The 1526-nt window shown below is 33.4% G+C and carries 3 protein-coding genes; 2 read left to right on the top strand and 1 reads right to left on the bottom strand.

From position 1 onward, the window contains the following. A partial coding sequence (locus OQ279_RS18780; protein WP_266071403.1) for an ATP-binding protein occupies positions 1-312 on the top strand: 312 nt, incomplete at its 5' end. Between the two features lie 16 nt (positions 313-328). Next, the gene (locus OQ279_RS18775) at positions 329-844 is read left to right on the top strand and encodes a sigma-70 family RNA polymerase sigma factor (protein ID WP_266071402.1); all 516 of its coding nucleotides are present in this window, start codon (positions 329-331) and stop codon (positions 842-844) included. Positions 845-911: 67 nt separating this feature from the next. Here the strand turns inward: OQ279_RS18775 and OQ279_RS18770 are convergent, their stop codons facing one another. Beyond that, positions 912-1235 (bottom strand): winged helix-turn-helix transcriptional regulator, encoded by a 324-nt coding sequence (locus OQ279_RS18770; protein WP_274704498.1) that lies wholly within the window; start codon positions 1233-1235, stop codon positions 912-914. Positions 1236-1526: the final 291 nt, after the last annotated feature.

Below are 1526 nucleotides of genomic sequence, written 5' to 3'. Positions count from 1 at the left end.
GTTTTCGATAATTTAATATCAAATATATTGAAATACTCTCTTGAACATTCACGCGTTTATATATCGCTTTTAGAAGAAAATGATCAGGCTCAGATTATATTTAAAAATATCTCAAAATTTGAATTAAATGATGAAAGTGAAGAATTATTTGAGCGTTTTAAAAGAGGAGATACTTCACGGCATACGGAAGGTTCTGGATTAGGACTTGCCATTGCAAAATCAATCATAGATTTGCATGACGGAGAATTAGTCATTGATACAGATGGTGATTTATTTAAAGTTAGCATAGTGCTACAAAAAGTAAATATATAAAAAAGTAGGGACCATTATGAACGAAGATTATTTCAATGAATTATATGAACGTTATTTTCATCGGCTCTATCACGTTGCCTTTCGAATCACTAGAGATCAGCAGCTGGCTGAGGATGCTGTGCATGAAACATATATCAAGGCGATTAAGAAAATACAATGTGTTGAAGATTCAAAAAAGATAGGGGCTTGGTTATCTGTGATTGCTGCAAGAACTGCTATTGATATAATCCGAAAAGAGAAAAAAAGCTATGTAATGTCTATGGAGCATATTCACCTTGAAGCAATTTCGCTGCAAATGGATCATAATGTCGAAAAGGATGTAGAGGCATCATTATTTAATCAGTATTTATATAAGGCTATTCATCAGCTGTCAGCACATTACCAAACCATTCTGCTATTAAAGCTTCAAAAAGGGTTGAAAGAACAAGAAATCGCTGATATCCTGCATATAAATCAGAATACCGTAAAAACTCGCTTGTATCGGGCTAGACAAAAGCTAAAGATTCTAGTCAACAGGTTAGAAACAGCCTAAAAAAAAAGAGGGGATCCCCTCTTTTTTTTGTGTTTATGTTTATCTCTTCAATTAAGAGGTAAATGGATTATGTTTCATCCGCTGAAATCCATTCTTGTGACCATTTTTCAACCTCGCGTAAGACAGGCTCTAACGAAATGCCTTTCTCTGTTAAAGAGTACTCAATAATCACCGGGGTTTCAGGGATGACTTTTCGTTTAATAATTCCTTGCTTTTCCATTTCTTTTAACCGCTCTGATAAAACTTTTCCGCTAATGCCTACAGATGTTTTAATCGATCCAAACCGTTTTTGACCAGTGAGAAGCTGATGTATTAACAGAGCCGTCCAGCGTTGGCTTAAAATTGAAATGGCTTTTTCAAAGCGAGGACAAATGTCAGTTTCTTTCATCATTCGTTCACTCCTTATAGCTTTATTATACCATTAAAAAAACAGAAATAAAATTACATTAGATAATAAAGTAACTTGACAATAGTAAATTGATAAAATATACTTGGTTACATAAAGTAACTTATTGATAGAAAGAATTGAAATATCTTTTATTCAGCAGTTACTTACATCTATGTAACGGATATCCAGCATGAGTTTTTATCGTTTAAAAAAGGGAGGAAATAAAAATGGCAAATTTAAAAATTGGAATAATATTAGGCAGTACTCGTGAAGGAAGAGTAAGTCCGCAGGTTG

Source organism: Salinimicrobium profundisediminis (genome assembly GCF_026241755.1).
Taxonomy (GTDB): Bacteria; Bacteroidota; Bacteroidia; order Flavobacteriales; family Flavobacteriaceae; genus Salinimicrobium; species Salinimicrobium profundisediminis.
The sequence above is the reverse complement of the archived record's forward strand: the minus strand, read 5'-3'. Positions and strand labels throughout refer to the sequence as shown.

Coding starts and splice junctions, on each gene's coding strand:
- OQ279_RS18775 (WP_266071402.1), top strand. CDS start 329: ATGAACGAAGATTATTTCAATGAATTATATGAACGTTATTTTCATCGG.
- OQ279_RS18770 (WP_274704498.1), bottom strand. CDS start 1,235: ATGATGAAAGAAACTGACATTTGTCCTCGCTTTGAAAAAGCCATTTCA.